General features: G+C 40.5%; 24 protein-coding genes. 23 read left to right on the top strand and 1 reads right to left on the bottom strand.

Translation table 11 applies throughout. From position 1 onward, the window contains the following. Nucleotides 1–12: 12 nt before the first annotated feature. Complete coding sequence (locus FPZ42_RS02630) at nucleotides 13–1,227, bottom strand: hypothetical protein (RefSeq protein ID WP_146268928.1); 1,215 nt, start codon at nucleotides 1,225–1,227, stop codon at nucleotides 13–15. A 217-nt stretch (nucleotides 1,228–1,444) separates the two neighbouring features. Here FPZ42_RS02630 and rplC point away from each other — a divergent pair, with 217 nt between their 5' ends. The 23 genes from rplC (at nucleotide 1,445) to infA (ending at nucleotide 13,146) form a co-directional block, all read left to right on the top strand. Then, complete coding sequence (gene rplC, locus FPZ42_RS02625) at nucleotides 1,445–2,062, top strand: 50S ribosomal protein L3 (protein WP_146268927.1); 618 nt, start codon at nucleotides 1,445–1,447, stop codon at nucleotides 2,060–2,062. Between the two features lies 1 nt (nucleotide 2,063). Further along, on the top strand, nucleotides 2,064–2,693 hold the full coding sequence (gene rplD / locus FPZ42_RS02620; protein ID WP_146268926.1) for a 50S ribosomal protein L4: 630 nt from the start codon (nucleotides 2,064–2,066) through the stop codon (nucleotides 2,691–2,693). A 2-nt stretch (nucleotides 2,694–2,695) separates the two neighbouring features. Beyond that, nucleotides 2,696–2,986 (top strand): 50S ribosomal protein L23, encoded by a 291-nt coding sequence (gene rplW / locus FPZ42_RS02615; protein WP_146268925.1) that lies wholly within the window; start codon nucleotides 2,696–2,698, stop codon nucleotides 2,984–2,986. A gap of 6 nt (nucleotides 2,987–2,992) precedes the next feature. After that, nucleotides 2,993–3,820, top strand: coding sequence for a 50S ribosomal protein L2 (gene rplB, locus FPZ42_RS02610; protein WP_146268924.1), 828 nt, complete (start codon nucleotides 2,993–2,995; stop codon nucleotides 3,818–3,820). 2 nt (nucleotides 3,821–3,822) lie between these two features. Next, a complete protein-coding gene (gene rpsS / locus FPZ42_RS02605; RefSeq protein WP_095703461.1) occupies nucleotides 3,823–4,089 on the top strand; it encodes a 30S ribosomal protein S19 in 267 nt (88 codons plus the stop codon). A gap of 6 nt (nucleotides 4,090–4,095) precedes the next feature. Then, a complete protein-coding gene (gene rplV / locus FPZ42_RS02600; protein ID WP_095703462.1) occupies nucleotides 4,096–4,524 on the top strand; it encodes a 50S ribosomal protein L22 in 429 nt (142 codons plus the stop codon). Nucleotides 4,525–4,530: 6 nt separating this feature from the next. Then, a complete protein-coding gene (rpsC, locus tag FPZ42_RS02595; RefSeq protein WP_146268923.1) occupies nucleotides 4,531–5,385 on the top strand; it encodes a 30S ribosomal protein S3 in 855 nt (284 codons plus the stop codon). Nucleotides 5,386–5,438: 53 nt separating this feature from the next. Then, a complete protein-coding gene (gene rplP / locus FPZ42_RS02590; RefSeq protein ID WP_146268922.1) occupies nucleotides 5,439–5,861 on the top strand; it encodes a 50S ribosomal protein L16 in 423 nt (140 codons plus the stop codon). 114 nt (nucleotides 5,862–5,975) lie between these two features. Then, nucleotides 5,976–6,185: a 50S ribosomal protein L29 gene (rpmC, locus tag FPZ42_RS02585; RefSeq protein WP_095703465.1), complete on the top strand. Its 210-nt coding sequence runs from the start codon at nucleotides 5,976–5,978 to the stop codon at nucleotides 6,183–6,185. Between the two features lie 18 nt (nucleotides 6,186–6,203). After that, complete coding sequence (gene rpsQ / locus FPZ42_RS02580; protein WP_146268921.1) at nucleotides 6,204–6,458, top strand: 30S ribosomal protein S17; 255 nt, start codon at nucleotides 6,204–6,206, stop codon at nucleotides 6,456–6,458. Between the two features lies 1 nt (nucleotide 6,459). Further along, on the top strand, nucleotides 6,460–6,828 hold the full coding sequence (gene rplN / locus FPZ42_RS02575; RefSeq protein ID WP_073405786.1) for a 50S ribosomal protein L14: 369 nt from the start codon (nucleotides 6,460–6,462) through the stop codon (nucleotides 6,826–6,828). Between the two features lies 1 nt (nucleotide 6,829). Then, entirely contained in the window at nucleotides 6,830–7,174 is a 345-nt protein-coding gene (gene rplX, locus FPZ42_RS02570; RefSeq protein ID WP_146268920.1) for a 50S ribosomal protein L24, read from the top strand. Beyond that, nucleotides 7,174–7,737 (top strand): 50S ribosomal protein L5, encoded by a 564-nt coding sequence (rplE, locus tag FPZ42_RS02565; protein WP_146268919.1) that lies wholly within the window; start codon nucleotides 7,174–7,176, stop codon nucleotides 7,735–7,737. The genes rplX and rplE overlap by 1 nt, the downstream gene beginning before the upstream one ends. After that, the gene (rpsN, locus tag FPZ42_RS02560; protein WP_146268918.1) at nucleotides 7,730–7,999 is read left to right on the top strand and encodes a 30S ribosomal protein S14; all 270 of its coding nucleotides are present in this window, start codon (nucleotides 7,730–7,732) and stop codon (nucleotides 7,997–7,999) included. The genes rplE and rpsN overlap by 8 nt, the downstream gene beginning before the upstream one ends. 223 nt (nucleotides 8,000–8,222) lie before the next feature. Next, nucleotides 8,223–8,621, top strand: a complete 399-nt coding sequence (rpsH, locus tag FPZ42_RS02555; RefSeq protein ID WP_095703470.1) for a 30S ribosomal protein S8 — start codon at nucleotides 8,223–8,225, stop codon at nucleotides 8,619–8,621. A 17-nt stretch (nucleotides 8,622–8,638) separates the two neighbouring features. After that, nucleotides 8,639–9,196: a 50S ribosomal protein L6 gene (rplF, locus tag FPZ42_RS02550; protein ID WP_146268917.1), complete on the top strand. Its 558-nt coding sequence runs from the start codon at nucleotides 8,639–8,641 to the stop codon at nucleotides 9,194–9,196. Between the two features lie 5 nt (nucleotides 9,197–9,201). Further along, on the top strand, nucleotides 9,202–9,546 hold the full coding sequence (gene rplR / locus FPZ42_RS02545; protein ID WP_146268916.1) for a 50S ribosomal protein L18: 345 nt from the start codon (nucleotides 9,202–9,204) through the stop codon (nucleotides 9,544–9,546). A gap of 12 nt (nucleotides 9,547–9,558) precedes the next feature. Beyond that, a complete protein-coding gene (gene rpsE, locus FPZ42_RS02540; RefSeq protein WP_146268915.1) occupies nucleotides 9,559–10,077 on the top strand; it encodes a 30S ribosomal protein S5 in 519 nt (172 codons plus the stop codon). Between the two features lie 6 nt (nucleotides 10,078–10,083). Then, nucleotides 10,084–10,263 carry a 50S ribosomal protein L30 gene (gene rpmD, locus FPZ42_RS02535; RefSeq protein WP_095703474.1) on the top strand — a complete coding sequence of 60 codons (180 nt, stop codon included), beginning with the start codon at nucleotides 10,084–10,086 and terminating at the stop codon, nucleotides 10,261–10,263. A 4-nt stretch (nucleotides 10,264–10,267) separates the two neighbouring features. Next, nucleotides 10,268–10,714, top strand: coding sequence for a 50S ribosomal protein L15 (gene rplO, locus FPZ42_RS02530; RefSeq protein WP_146268914.1), 447 nt, complete (start codon nucleotides 10,268–10,270; stop codon nucleotides 10,712–10,714). A 5-nt stretch (nucleotides 10,715–10,719) separates the two neighbouring features. Further along, complete coding sequence (secY, locus tag FPZ42_RS02525; RefSeq protein WP_146268913.1) at nucleotides 10,720–12,063, top strand: preprotein translocase subunit SecY; 1,344 nt, start codon at nucleotides 10,720–10,722, stop codon at nucleotides 12,061–12,063. 8 nt (nucleotides 12,064–12,071) lie between these two features. Continuing rightward, a complete protein-coding gene (map, locus tag FPZ42_RS02520) occupies nucleotides 12,072–12,860 on the top strand; it encodes a type I methionyl aminopeptidase (RefSeq protein ID WP_146268912.1) in 789 nt (262 codons plus the stop codon). 67 nt (nucleotides 12,861–12,927) lie between these two features. Next, on the top strand, nucleotides 12,928–13,146 hold the full coding sequence (gene infA, locus FPZ42_RS02515; protein WP_022833270.1) for a translation initiation factor IF-1: 219 nt from the start codon (nucleotides 12,928–12,930) through the stop codon (nucleotides 13,144–13,146). Nucleotides 13,147–13,149: the final 3 nt, after the last annotated feature.

Here is a 13,149-nt window from a genome sequence, read left to right as displayed (position 1 = left end):
TAAGCAATGTCCTTATTTATCATAATGAAAAGCCATCACTTCTAAATAGACTTGCTTGTCAGGATCTTGGGGTAAACGAAAGATATAGCTAAATGAACTTTCGCCTCTACGACCGTTATCTTTAACATAATAAGGGTGATTTCGAGTTTCTGTTGAAATGTTCTTCATGACGCTTGTAAAATCATTGTTTTTGACGAACATCATTATCGCAACTTTGGAATCTCTCCACGAAAGATAACGATCAAATAATTGAGATATCGTCTCTAGAAAAGCTTTAAATCCATGCCAAAATTTACATTCCGCAACAAATAGGTTGGAGCCATCTTTTGCATATTTCAATATAATATCAGTTTTACCACTTCTATTAAAGGTTTCACCTGACACTGAAATAGAATCGTATCTAGTTTCTAGCAATAAAAGAAATATATCTCTTAAAGCTTCTTCATCTTTTCCGATATATAATGATGGCTTTCTTTCCATCCCTTTACCTGTATCATAAACTATTTTGAGAATATCTTCATACATAACAGTGCTTACTAAAGGCTCAGAAGAGTATTCCTTTTTTGGGTCGACTTTAGGTTGAGGTATATCTCTTTTCCTTATTGTTGGGGCTGTGAAAACTGAACTGGTATTTTGATTGATTGGTATATTGATTGCAGCGTAAAAATCATTTTCTTTCTGATACTTTGTCTTTCTGTCGTCAAAGTAGGTCTTTACCAAGTTTGGTAAAACGGAGTTCCATTGACGAGCCTCGTAATTTACATTGTCCAAATTCACAAAGGCATTTTTTCTACCTTCATTTTTTTCTCTAAGAAATTCTTCAGGATTTTGGCTGGTCATTTTGAAGCTAAACGATACGTTTTGCTGGGATTCATCTACCGTTATTTCATTTGATGTTAAGTGCCTTGTCGACGGAGCTATCGAGAAAAGCTTAGATGAGCCGGTAAACGGATATGTAATTTTGAATTTATACGATTCAACTTCATGTTTTTCTCCAAAAAACCTATCCTCTACCCACTCTTTGGAAACAACAGGGATATCAATTATTTCTTTTTGGAAATCTATCGCCAAAGGCTCCAAAACATATTTATCTATTAAATAGTCTTGAAATTGCTTTTCGTCTACACCTAAAATATATTCTTTGCTTTTTCCCTCAATTTCGGTCTTGATGCTGACTTTCAATCTATCACAGTAATCGAAGATGCTAATTTCACTAAATGATCTCATAAATCTTAAGGCGATTAATTAAGCTATAAAATTAATAATCATAGCTTTCATATTTAGCCATTTGCAAGCGCAAGACGTCTTCAATAAATATTGAAAAATAATTCAGTAACTATTTGACAGTTAATACAAAATTTCTATCTTTGCCGTCCCTTAAGAGGGACAAATTTGCCTTGAACGAAGCCCTACTGCTTCGATGGGCACAAATAAAATAAATAAAATGTCAGGAATTATTGGTAAAAAAGTAGGAATGACCAGCATTTTCGACGAAACAGGCAAGAATATTCCTTGTACTGTGATCGAAGCTGGCCCTTGCGTAGTAACCCAGGTAAAATCTGTAGAAACAGACGGTTACGCCGCTGTACAATTAGCGTACGGCGAGAAAAAAGAGAAGAACACCTCTGCTCCCCTTAAAGGCCATTTTGAAAAAGCCGGCACTACTCCAAAACGTAAACTTGTTGAATTTAAAACATTCGAAGATGAAAAAGCTCTTGGTGACACTGTTACCGTTGAGATATTTTCAGCAGGTGATTTTGTTGATGTAGTTGGTACTTCAAAAGGTAAAGGTTTCCAGGGTGTTGTTAAACGCCACGGTTTTGGTGGTGTAGGTATGCAAACACACGGTCAGCACAACCGTTTACGCGCTCCAGGTTCACTGGGTGCGTCATCATGGCCATCACGCGTATTTAAAGGTATGCGCATGGCCGGCCAAACCGGTAACGCTCGTGTTAAAGTACAAAACTTACAAGTAGTTAAAGTTTTTGCTGAGCAAAACCTAATAGTAGTTAAAGGTTCCATACCTGGAGCTAAAGGTTCATTCGTTATAGTGGATAAGTAAGATGGAAGTTAACGTATTAAACGTATCAGGTAAAGAAACAGGTGCCAAGGTGCAGCTTCCTGAGTCCGTATTCGGTGTTGAGCCAAACGATCATGCTATTTACTTAGATGTAAAGCAGTTCTTAGCAAACCAGCGCCAGGGTACGCACAAAGCAAAACAACGTAATGAAATTGCAGGTAGTACCCGCAAATTACATAAACAAAAAGGTACAGGTGGTGCACGTGCAGGTAGCATCAAATCACCTCTATTTAACGGTGGTGGCCGTGTATTTGGCCCGCAACCGCGTGATTATAGCTTTAAATTGAACAAAAAACTTAAAGCATTAGCACGTAAATCAGCTTTAACTTACAAAGCACAGGATAGTAATATCGTGGTTTTGGAAGATTTTAATTTTGACTCTGTTAAAACTAAAAACTATGTTAAACTGGTAGAGGACCTTAACCTTACCAATGAGAAAATTTTATTGGTATTGCCTGCTGCAAATAACAATGTGTATTTATCAAGCAGAAACCTGAAAAGAGCAAAGGTTGTTACTGCCGATCAGTTAAACACTTATGATGTGTTAAACGCAGGCAAACTTTTGTTAACAACCGGTTCTGTAAAAACTTTGGAGGAAGCATTCGCTAAGTAATTATGGAAATTTTAAAGAAACCTCTACTTACTGAAAAGGTAACTCAATTAACTGAGAAGCTTAACCGTTATGCATTCAAAGTTGATCACAGAGCTAACAAAATTCAGATCAAGAGCGCAATTGAAACTATGTATGGTGTTAACATTACAGCAGTTAACACAATGAAATATGTAGGAAAACTGAAAACCCGCAACACAAAAGCAGGTGCAGTACAAGGCCGCTCTGCCACTTACAAAAAAGCCATCATTACACTGAAGGATGGTGAAACAATTGATTTTTACAGCAATATATAATAAGACATGGCAGTAAAGAGATTTAGACCGGTTACACCGGGTACCCGCTTCAGGATTGATGTATCTAACTCAGATATTACAACAAACGTTCCTGAAAAATCTTTGGTTGTTGCAAACAACAAAAGATCAGGCGGCCGTAACCATAGCGGTAAAATGACTATGCGCTACCTGGGTGGTGGCCATAAACAAGCATATAGGTTAATTGATTTCAAACGTAACAAGTTTGATATCCCTGCAAAAGTTGCAACTATTGAGTACGATCCAAATCGCTCAGCACGTATAGCATTGCTACACTACGCTGATGGCGAGAAACGTTACATGATTGCACCAGAAGGCTTAACAGTTGGTATGACAGTAGTATCTGGCGAAGGTTCTGCACCAGAGGTTGGTAACACCATGCCTTTAAAGAACATCCCATTAGGTTCTATCATTCACAACATTGAGCTTAACCCTGGTCAGGGTGGTACTATTGCACGCAGTGCAGGTACTTACGCACAGTTGTCAGCACGTGATGGCAAATACGCTATCATCAAATTGCCTTCAGGCGAAACACGTATGATCTTGTCAACTTGTTTGGCAACTATCGGTACCGTGTCAAACGGTGAAAAAGCTAACGCAGTGTTAGGTAAAGCCGGACGTAAACGTTGGTTAGGTCGTCGTCCTCGCGTTCGTGGTGTTGCTATGAACCCGGTAGATCACCCTATGGGTGGTGGTGAAGGCCGTGCATCAGGTGGTCACCCACGCTCACGCAAAGGTTTATTAGCTAAAGGCTACAAAACCCGCGATAAGAAAAAAGGATCAGATCGTTACATCATTGAAAGAAGGAAGAAATAACAATGGCACGTTCAATTAAAAAAGGGCCTTATATTGATCATAACCTCGACAAAAAAGTGTTGGTGTTAAATGAATCAAATAAAAAATCGGTTGTAAAAACATGGTCACGTCGTAGCATGATTTCTCCTGATTTCGTTGGTCATACATTCGCAGTACACAACGGTAACAAATTTATACCTGTGTATGTAACAGAAAACATGGTGGGTCACAAGCTGGGAGAGTTTGCCCCAACCCGTACATTCCGTGGTCACGCAGAAAAGAAAAAATAACACGCAATGGAAGCAACAACAAAAATCAAAAAGTCTGTTCTGATCAGGCAACAAAAAGAAGCTGCTAAAGCTCAAACAGGTGGCGCTTCTGTTGCAAAGTTACAGGACTGCCCAACCTCGCCACGTAAAATGCGCCTGGTTGTTGACCTGGTTCGTGGTGTAGAAGTTAACAAAGCTTTAAGCATCTTAAAATTTACTAACAAGGAAGCTGCAATACGCGTAGAGAAACTTTTGTTATCAGCTATCAAAAACTGGGAAGCTAAAAACGAAGGTGTACGTTTAGAAGATACTACCCTTTATGTAAAAGAAGTATCAGTAGGTGGTGGCCGTCAGCTAAAAAGATTGCGCCCTGCACCACAAGGTAGAGGTTTCCGTATCCGCAAACGCTCTAACCACGTAACACTTGTAGTGGATAGTAAAAACGATAACAACTAATTTAAGATGGGACAAAAAGCACATCCAATAGGTAACAGGTTAGGCATTATCCGTGGTTGGGATTCTAATTGGTTCGGTGGAAATAACTACTCCGATAAATTAGTTGAAGACGAAAAAATCCGCAAATACTTATCAGCCCGTATCAATAAAGGCGGCGTTTCTAAAGTAGTTATCGAACGTACTTTAAAACGTATTACTGTAACTATACACACTGCCCGTCCGGGGATTGTGATAGGTAAAGGTGGCCAGGAGGTTGACAAGATCAAAGAAGAGTTAAAGAAATTAACAAAAAAAGATGTTCAGATCAACATCTTCGAGATCAAACGCCCTGAGCTTGATGCTCAGTTAGTTGCCGAAGGTGTAGCTAAACAACTTGAAGCACGTATCTCTTTCCGTCGTGCCATGAAAACTACAATTGCTTCAACCATGAGAATGGGTGCTGAAGGGATTAAAGTGATGACATCAGGCCGCTTAGGTGGTGCTGAGATGGCCCGTACCGAACAATATAAAGAAGGAAGGATTCCGTTACATACCTTCCGCGCTGATATTGATTACGCTTTGGCAGAAGCATTAACTACCTACGGTAAAATAGGTGTTAAAGTATGGATCTGCAAAGGCGAGGTATATGGAAAACGCGACTTGTCTCCGAATATCGGAAGCACAAGCAACCCAAGTGGTAAAGGTGGACGCCCTGAAGGCGCAGCAGGCTTTGGTGGCCGCGACAATGCTCGTGGTGGCGAAAGAGGCGGCGAACGCAGAGGTAGCGACCGTAAGCCAGGTGGCGACCGCAGAGGCGGTGGCCAGGGTGGTAACAACCGCGGTGGACAAGGCGGCAATCGCCCGGGTGGTCCAAGGAGATAATTTCATTAACAAAAGTAGAATGTATATCCGTGAGGATATAAAAGCTTAACAAAATGCTACAGCCAAAAAGAACTAAGTTCAGAAAGATGCAAAAAGGCAGGATGAAAGGTTTAGCCACCCGTGGTGCTGAACTTTCATTCGGATCTTTCGGTATAAAATCACTCGAAGCGGCATGGATCACCAGCCGTCAGATCGAGGCTGCACGTATTGCTGTTACACGTTACATGAAACGTGAAGGCCAGGTTTGGATCAGGATTTTCCCTGACAAACCTGTAACCAAAAAACCAGCAGAGGTACGTATGGGTAAAGGTAAGGGTGCACCTGAATATTGGGTTGCCGTTGTACGCCCAGGCCGCATGATTTTTGAAGCCGAAGGTGTGCCTTTGGAAATTGCTAAAGAGGCGTTACGCCTTGCAGCACAAAAATTACCAGTGCAAACCAGATTTGTAACACGTAGAGACTACGTAGAAGCGTAAACAGTAGGTTGAAAAGTTGTAAATGTTAAAGGTTGTAAAGAGTTGATTGCAGCCGCTATTAGGTAACACTAAAACATTTGAACTTTTAAACATTACAACAACTAATTTAAAAAAATGAAGAACTCAGAAATTATAGAGCTTTCAACCGAAGAATTGGCAGCGAAACTGGGCGAAGAGAAACAAACTCTTACCAAGCTTAAATTCGCTCATGCGGTTTCAGCTATCGAGAATCCTTCACGTATCACTAAAGTACGTAAAGACATTGCTCGTTTAACTACTGAATTAACAAAACGCAAAGCGGCAGCAGCCACTGCTAAAAATTAATTTTAAGCGTCGGAAAAAATGGAAAGAAATTTAAGAAAAACACGTACCGGCCTTGTAGTTAGCAATAAGATGGAAAAATCTATTGTTGTTGCCGTAGAACGTAAGGTGAAACACCCTATCTATGGTAAGTTCGTAAAGAAAACTACCAAATTTATGGCTCATGACGAAACAAATACCTGTGGTATTGGCGATACCGTATTGATTATGGAAACCCGCCCGTTGAGCAAAAACAAAAACTGGAGGTTAGTTCAAATTATAGAGAGGGCTAAATAACATGGTACAACAGGAATCAAGATTAAATGTAGCTGATAACAGCGGCGCTAAAGAAGTTTTAGTTATCCGCGTATTAGGTGGTACCGGTAAAAGATATGCCTCTATTGGCGATAAGATAGTGGTTACCGTAAAAAGCGCTTTACCATCAGGTAACGTTAAAAAAGGTACTGTATCTAAAGCCGTAGTAGTTAGAACCAAGAAAGAGATACGCAGGAAAGATGGTTCTTACATCCGCTTTGACGATAACGCAGCAGTTTTGTTAAACAACCAGGATGAGCCAAGAGGTACACGTATCTTTGGCCCAGTTGCAAGAGAACTGCGTGAGAAACAGTTTATGAAAATTGTATCATTAGCACCGGAGGTATTGTAATATGGAAAGCAAAAAGAACACAAAGCCAGCCAAATTAAAGATCCGTAAAGGTGATTTGGTACAGGTTATTGCCGGTGATGCTAAAGGCTCACAAGGTAAGGTAACTGAAGTTATCATAGACAAAAACAGGGCAGTGGTTGAAGGTGTGAACATGATTTCAAAACACACTAAACCAAATGCAGCCAACCCTAACGGTGGGATTGTAAAGCAGGAAGCTGCTATACACATTTCAAACCTGGCGCTGGTTGAGCCTAAAACAGGTAAACCAACCCGCGTTGGCCGTAAAACAAACGATGCCGGCAAATTAGTAAGGGTATCAAAAAAATCAGGGGAGGAAATTAAGTAATGACTTACACACCAAGATTAAAATCAAAGTATAAAGAAGAGATCCGCACTGCGCTGAAAGATAAGTTTCAGTACAAAAGCGTAATGCAGGTTCCTAAATTGCAGAAAATTGCCATTAACCAGGGTGTTGGCGGTGCCTCTACAGATAAAAAACTTATCGAGAACACCATCACTGAGTTAACTACCATCACCGGTCAGCAGGCAGTTGCTTCAAGATCAAAAAAGGATATCTCTAACTTTAAATTGCGTAAAGGTATGCCAATTGGTGTACGCGTTACTTTACGTGATAACACAATGTATGAGTTTTTGGACCGTTTAATTGCTGTTGCCCTGCCACGTATACGTGACTTTAAAGGCATCAACGATAAAGGTTTTGATGGCCGCGGTAACTATACTTTAGGTATTACAGAGCAGATCATCTTCCCTGAGATCAACATTGACAAGATCAACAAGATCCAAGGTATGGATATCACTTTTGTAACCTCTGCTACCAACGACGTTGAAGCATTGGAGTTACTTAAACAATTTGGATTACCATTTAAAAATCAAAATAGCAATGGCTAAAGAAGGCGTAAAGGCTCGTGAAGTAAAACGTGCCAAATTAGTAGCAAAATTTGCTGAAAAAAGAGCAGCTTTAAAAGAGGCTGGTGATTACGAAGCATTAGACAAATTGCCTAAAGCAGCTTCTCCGGTAAAACTGCACAACCGTTGCAAATTAACCGGCCGCCCTCGTGGTTATATGCGCCAGTTTGGTATTTCGCGTGTTACATTCCGCGAAATGGCATTAGCTGGTAAAATACCGGGAGTTAAGAAAGCAAGCTGGTAATATAAGCTTGAAGGTGAGAGGTGAAAGGCCAAAGGATGAAACAATCCTTTTACCTTTAACTTTTCACCTTTTAACTAAAATAGGATACGCAAATGCATTCAAAATATACATTCGTATGTTTTGAATTTTTTTGTAATTTTGCGGCTCCAAATTTTTACGAATTAACCGGTAGAAGGTCGGCAGGGATGTTACCTGCAGGAAACCACTACCATAAACAACAATAATGAATACAGATCCAATCGCAGATTATCTTACAAGAGTAAGGAATGCTATTAAAGCCAACCATCGGGTTGTTGAAATTCCTGCATCAAATCTGAAAAAGGAAATCACTAAAGTGCTTTTCGAAAAAGGTTACATTGCTAACTACAAGTTTGAGGAAAATGGCCCGCAAGGAACCATTAAAGTGGCGTTAAAATACCACCCGATAACTAAAGTTCCTGCTATCCGCAGCATTAACCGTATCAGTAAACCAGGTTTGAGAAAATACGCAGGTATGGACACCATGCCACGTGTATTAAATGGTTTAGGTATCGCTATCCTATCAACTTCTAAAGGTGTTATGACCGATAAAGAAGCACGTCAGCAAAACGTGGGTGGCGAAGTTTTATGCTACGTATATTAATAGGAGGAAATTAGAAAATGTCAAGAGTAGGAAAAGCACCTATAGCACTTGCAAGTGGCGTAACAGTTAGCGTATCTGATGATAACGTAGTAACGGTTAAAGGCCCTAAAGGCGAGTTGCAACAGGCAATTGATAGAGATATCACTATCGAGCAAGAAGGCAGCCAGTTATTGGTTAAACGCCCTTCAGACCAAAAGCGTCACAAAGCGTTACACGGTTTATACCGCGCGCTTTTAAATAACATGGTAATAGGTGTAACTAACGGTTATACAGTAACGCAAGAGTTAGTGGGGGTGGGTTACCGCGCTACCAACCAAGGCAATACCTTAGACTTAGTGTTGGGTTTCTCTCACCACTATGTATTTGAGTTACCAAAAGAAATTAAAGTTTCAACCACTGCTGAGAAGGGTAAAAACCCAACCATCATCCTGGAATCTATTGACAAACAATTGATTGGCCAAGTAGCTGCGAAGATCCGCTCGTTACGTAAGCCAGAGCCTTACAAAGGTAAAGGTATCAAGTTTGCTGGCGAAATATTGAGAAGAAAAGCAGGTAAATCAGCATCTAAAAAATAATCGTCATGAAATTATCAAGAAGAGACAGAATTAAAAAAGGTATCAGAAAGCGTCTTTCTGGTTCAGCAGCCCGCCCACGTTTATCTGTATTCAGAAGCAACAAAGGCATCTATGCACAAATTATTGACGATGTAACAGGTAAAACTTTAGTATCGGCTTCATCTCAATCAAAAGAGTTTTCAGCCAATGGTACTAAATCAGACCAATCAGTAGCTGTAGGCAAACTTGTAGCTGAGAAAGCTAAAGCTGCCGGTATTACTGATGTAGTGTTTGACAGAAATGGTTACCTGTACCACGGCCGTATCAAATCACTGGCTGAAGGTGCACGTGAAGGTGGTTTAAACTTTTAATAAGAAAGAGAAATGTCAACAATCAACATAAAAAGAGTAAAATCAAGCGAGATCGAATTAAAAGACCGCTTGGTAAGCATACAGCGTGTTGCCAAAGTAACCAAAGGTGGCCGTACTTTCAGCTTCTCTGCCATTGTGGTAGTAGGTGATGAGAACGGCGTAGTAGGTTACGGCTTGGGTAAAGCTAAAGAGGTAACTGAAGCTATTGCTAAAGGTATTGATGATGCTAAAAAGAACCTGGTAAAAGTTCCTATCATCAACAACACTATCCCTCATGATCAGATCGGTAAATTCAGCGGTGGTTTCGTATACATCAAACCGGCTGCTAACGGTACCGGTGTAATTGCTGGTGGTGCGATGCGTGCGGTATTAGAATCTGCAGGTGTACACAACGTACTTGCAAAATCAAAAGGTTCATCAAACCCGCACAACGTGGTTAAAGCAACCGTATCTGCATTGGCTCAATTGCGCGATGCACACACTGTAGCACAACAACGCGGTATTAGTTTAGGTAAAGTATTTAACGGATAATCAGTTATGTCGAAAATTAAAATAACACAAATAAAAAGCGTTATCGACAGAAGCGAGCGCCAAAAGAAAACCGTTGAGGCCTTAGGCCTTAAGAGAATTAACCACAGTGTGGAAGTTGAAGCTACTGCAGCTATAATAGGTATGGTTAGAAAAGTTAACCACCTGGTAGCCGTAGAAAATATCTAATATCATGAATTTAAGTAATCTGAAACCTGCAGAAGGTTCTACTAAAAATAGGAAAAGAATTGGCCGTGGTACCGGTTCTGGCCGTGGCGGTACATCAACCCGTGGTCATAAAGGTGCCGGTTCACGTTCAGGCACATCTACCAAGGTGGGTTTTGAAGGTGGCCAGATGCCATTACAACGCCGCGTACCTAAGGTAGGTTTTAAAAACCCTAACCGTGTAGAGTATGTTGGTGTAAATCTTGACGTGTTGCAATCATTAACTGAAAAATTCTCATTATCTTCAGTTGATTTTGATACGCTAAAACAACATGGTTTGGTTTCACGTAACGACGTAGTTAAAATCTTGGGTCGTGGTGAGTTAAAAGCCAAATTAGAAGTTAAGGCACATGCATTTACTGCTACTGCTCAAAAAGCAATTGAAGCAGCAGGTGGTACCATCGTTAAGTTGTAATTTCAATGAAGAAATTTTTCACCACATTATCCAATATCTGGAAAATTGAGGATCTAAGAGTGCGTATAACAAACACACTCTTATTTCTCTTGATCTATCGTGTTGGTTCATTTATAGTGTTGCCGGGTGTAAACGCGGCATCGCTTAACTCATCACAAAACAAAGAAGGCCTGGTTGGCTTGCTTAACATGTTTGCAGGAGGTTCGTTTTCACGTTCCTCTATTTTTGCATTGGGTGTTATGCCTTACATCTCGGCTTCAATCGTGGTGCAATTGTTAGGTATTGCGGTACCTTACTTTATTAAGTTACAAAAAGAAGGTGAAAGCGGTCGTAACAAGATCAACCAGTGGACACGTTATCTAACTATCCTTATCACAGGCTTACAAGCTATCGGGTACCTGAAATCACAGGTAAGTGCTGATGCTATGCTTATTTCAAACCCTTACTTTACTATACTAAATACTTGCGTTTTGACTGCAGGTACCCTGTTTGTAATGTGGCTGGGCGAGAAGATTACTGATAAAGGTATTGGTAATGGTATATCATTAATTATAATGGTGGGTATTATTGCCCAGTTACCTGGAGCGTTTGTTACAGAGTTTAACAACCGTACTACTGGTGCAGGTGGTTTAATTACCTTCATTGTAGAGATTGTTGCTTTGTTAGGCGTAATTATGTTCACTATACTTATAGTACAGGGTACACGCAAAATTGCGGTACAGTATGCTAAGCGTATTGTGGGTAACAAACAATATGGTGGCGTTCGTCAGTACATACCTTTAAAGGTAAATGCTGCGGGTGTTATGCCTATCATTTTTGCCCAGGCATTAATGTTTATACCAGCTACGGTTGCACAGTTTTTCCCTAACGCAGCTTCAAACGGTATCCTTATCGCTTTATCAAACTACAACTCTTGGGAGCATAACTTGGTATTTGCGATATTGATCATCCTGTTCACTTACTTTTATACTGCTATTACCATTAACCCTAAGCAAATGTCTGATGACATGAAGAAGAATGGTGGCTTTATACCAGGTGTTGCACCAGGTAACCCAACTACCAGCTTCATTGATGATGTTATCTCAAAGATCACTTTGCCGGGTTCTATCTTCCTTGCTATTGTTGCCATTATACCGGCACTTGCAAGCATGATAGGTGTGAGCAGCATTTTTGCAAGATTTTTCGGCGGTACTTCACTGATCATTTTGGTTGGTGTAGTATTAGATACCTTACAGCAGATTGAAAGCCACCTGTTGATGCGCCATTACGATGGTTTGATGAAAACAGGCAGGATCAAAGGACGCACTGCCGTTCCTGCTGCTTCTGGTGCAACGCCGCCTGTTATTTAATATAATACATGTCAAAGATCCATTATAAGTCTATCGAAGAGATAGAACTCATAAGAGAAAGTTCTTTACTTGTTTCTAAAACACTCGGGGAGATAGCTAAGGTTATTGCCCCGGGTGTTACTACTTTAGAGCTAAACACATTGGCCGAAACGTTTATACGTGACAATGGAGGTGTGCCGGCTTTTCTCAATTACAACGGCTTTCCTTTCTCTTTATGTATTTCGCTTAATGACCAGGTAGTGCATGGTTTTCCAAGCAAACATGCACTTGTTGAAGGCGATGTAGTATCTGTTGATTGCGGTGTGGTGCTGAATAAGTATTATGGCGACTCGGCATATACCTTTCCTATCGGCGAGATACCTGAAGCTACCGCTACACTTTTACGTGTAACTAAAGAATGCCTTTACAAAGGTATTGAAAAGGCGACCACAGGAATGCGTGTAGGCGATATTGGTTTTGCGGTGCAGGAGCATGCAGAGAACCATTGCTTTGGTGTAGTTAAAGAACTGGTGGGCCATGGTGTAGGTACACATCTGCACGAAAAGCCCGAAGTGCCTAATTATGGCAAGCGCGGCGCTGGTATTAAACTGGAAGAAGGCATGGTGATCGCTATTGAACCAATGATAAACGCTGGCCGCGCTGGTGTTAAGTTCTGGAGCGATGGCTGGACGGTATCAACCGTTGATAAAAAACCATCAGCACATTATGAGCATACGGTGGCTGTAAAAAAGGGCCAGGCTGATGTTCTTTCAACCTTTTCATATATCGAAAAAGTTTTGGAAGAAAAAAATAAATAATCAAAAATTTTTATTAATTTTGCGTCCCGCTTTGGTGGGCGGATAAACAAGTAATAATCAATAAAATATGGCAAAACAATCCTCGATTGAGCAAGACGGTACAATTCGCGAAGCATTATCTAATGCGATGTTTAGAGTTGAACTTGAAAACGGCCACGAGATTATTGCGCACATATCCGGCAAAATGCGTATGCACTACATCAAAATTTTACCTGGCGACAGAGTAAAATTGGAGATGAGCCCATACGATTTAACAAAGGGTAGAATAACCTATAGATATAAATAAGCA

Origin of the sequence: Mucilaginibacter achroorhodeus, from assembly GCF_007846095.1 — a bacterium.
GTDB classification, from domain to species: Bacteria; Bacteroidota; Bacteroidia; order Sphingobacteriales; family Sphingobacteriaceae; genus Mucilaginibacter; species Mucilaginibacter achroorhodeus.
Note: the sequence above shows the minus strand (reverse complement) of the source record. Positions and strands in the feature narration are given on the sequence as shown.

Bases quoted from the DNA above. Each gene is read 5' to 3' on its own strand.
- FPZ42_RS02630 (WP_146268928.1), bottom strand. From the start codon at position 1,227: ATGAGATCATTTAGTGAAATTAGCATCTTCGATTACTGTGATAGATTG.
- rplC (WP_146268927.1), top strand. From the start codon at position 1,445: ATGTCAGGAATTATTGGTAAAAAAGTAGGAATGACCAGCATTTTCGAC.
- rplD (WP_146268926.1), top strand. From the start codon at position 2,064: ATGGAAGTTAACGTATTAAACGTATCAGGTAAAGAAACAGGTGCCAAG.
- rplW (WP_146268925.1), top strand. From the start codon at position 2,696: ATGGAAATTTTAAAGAAACCTCTACTTACTGAAAAGGTAACTCAATTA.
- rplB (WP_146268924.1), top strand. From the start codon at position 2,993: ATGGCAGTAAAGAGATTTAGACCGGTTACACCGGGTACCCGCTTCAGG.
- rpsS (WP_095703461.1), top strand. From the start codon at position 3,823: ATGGCACGTTCAATTAAAAAAGGGCCTTATATTGATCATAACCTCGAC.
- rplV (WP_095703462.1), top strand. From the start codon at position 4,096: ATGGAAGCAACAACAAAAATCAAAAAGTCTGTTCTGATCAGGCAACAA.
- rpsC (WP_146268923.1), top strand. From the start codon at position 4,531: ATGGGACAAAAAGCACATCCAATAGGTAACAGGTTAGGCATTATCCGT.
- rplP (WP_146268922.1), top strand. From the start codon at position 5,439: ATGCTACAGCCAAAAAGAACTAAGTTCAGAAAGATGCAAAAAGGCAGG.
- rpmC (WP_095703465.1), top strand. From the start codon at position 5,976: ATGAAGAACTCAGAAATTATAGAGCTTTCAACCGAAGAATTGGCAGCG.
- rpsQ (WP_146268921.1), top strand. From the start codon at position 6,204: ATGGAAAGAAATTTAAGAAAAACACGTACCGGCCTTGTAGTTAGCAAT.
- rplN (WP_073405786.1), top strand. From the start codon at position 6,460: ATGGTACAACAGGAATCAAGATTAAATGTAGCTGATAACAGCGGCGCT.
- rplX (WP_146268920.1), top strand. From the start codon at position 6,830: ATGGAAAGCAAAAAGAACACAAAGCCAGCCAAATTAAAGATCCGTAAA.
- rplE (WP_146268919.1), top strand. From the start codon at position 7,174: ATGACTTACACACCAAGATTAAAATCAAAGTATAAAGAAGAGATCCGC.
- rpsN (WP_146268918.1), top strand. From the start codon at position 7,730: ATGGCTAAAGAAGGCGTAAAGGCTCGTGAAGTAAAACGTGCCAAATTA.
- rpsH (WP_095703470.1), top strand. From the start codon at position 8,223: ATGAATACAGATCCAATCGCAGATTATCTTACAAGAGTAAGGAATGCT.
- rplF (WP_146268917.1), top strand. From the start codon at position 8,639: ATGTCAAGAGTAGGAAAAGCACCTATAGCACTTGCAAGTGGCGTAACA.
- rplR (WP_146268916.1), top strand. From the start codon at position 9,202: ATGAAATTATCAAGAAGAGACAGAATTAAAAAAGGTATCAGAAAGCGT.
- rpsE (WP_146268915.1), top strand. From the start codon at position 9,559: ATGTCAACAATCAACATAAAAAGAGTAAAATCAAGCGAGATCGAATTA.
- rpmD (WP_095703474.1), top strand. From the start codon at position 10,084: ATGTCGAAAATTAAAATAACACAAATAAAAAGCGTTATCGACAGAAGC.
- rplO (WP_146268914.1), top strand. From the start codon at position 10,268: ATGAATTTAAGTAATCTGAAACCTGCAGAAGGTTCTACTAAAAATAGG.
- secY (WP_146268913.1), top strand. From the start codon at position 10,720: ATGAAGAAATTTTTCACCACATTATCCAATATCTGGAAAATTGAGGAT.
- map (WP_146268912.1), top strand. From the start codon at position 12,072: ATGTCAAAGATCCATTATAAGTCTATCGAAGAGATAGAACTCATAAGA.
- infA (WP_022833270.1), top strand. From the start codon at position 12,928: ATGGCAAAACAATCCTCGATTGAGCAAGACGGTACAATTCGCGAAGCA.